The organism is uncultured Tenacibaculum sp. (assembly GCF_947494125.1).
Lineage (GTDB): Bacteria > Bacteroidota > Bacteroidia > Flavobacteriales > Flavobacteriaceae > Polaribacter.
Genome location: NZ_CANLTU010000046.1, coordinates 1 through 489 on the forward strand (window position 1 = coordinate 1; position 489 = coordinate 489).

Sequence of the window (489 nt, forward strand, 5' to 3'; positions counted from 1 at the left end):
GTTGCAAACTGCAACAGAGTTGTTGCACTTTTGTTGCTGCCTGTTGCAACAGTTTGAGAAACCCTAGTATTTATAGGGGATTGAATAGCTTCCTTCTTAAATTCTTTTTGCAACAGTTTTGTTGCAAACTGCAACAGAGTTGTTGCTAGATGATTTTAAAACTGTAATAATTAAGATATGGCAGAATTTGCAAGACTATTCGAATTACCAAATAACAATCAAGTGCTATTGACATTAGAATATGATAATGAAGATAACAGTTTTGAAATTAAAGTAAGAAGCGAAATTAATGGAGCAACAGCCTCTTTAAGTTTTGGTTTTGATACTGAAGAAAAAGCATTAAAAATGTTAGAGGAGTTTAATCTACTTAACGCTAAAAATGCTCGAAACGAAATGATGAACGTATTAATGTAACTGTAGGTAAAATGACTATGGAATAAGAAATGAAATTTATTTACAATAAGTAAAATGCGTATTACACTTGTTGTG

At 31.1% G+C, this 489-nt stretch carries 1 protein-coding gene; it reads left to right on the forward strand.

The genetic code is table 11. The annotated features are described in order from the left end of the window. Nucleotides 1–177: 177 nt before the first annotated feature. Complete coding sequence (locus tag Q0881_RS17740; RefSeq protein WP_299163305.1) at nucleotides 178–414, forward strand: hypothetical protein; 237 nt, start codon at nucleotides 178–180, stop codon at nucleotides 412–414. Nucleotides 415–489: the final 75 nt, after the last annotated feature.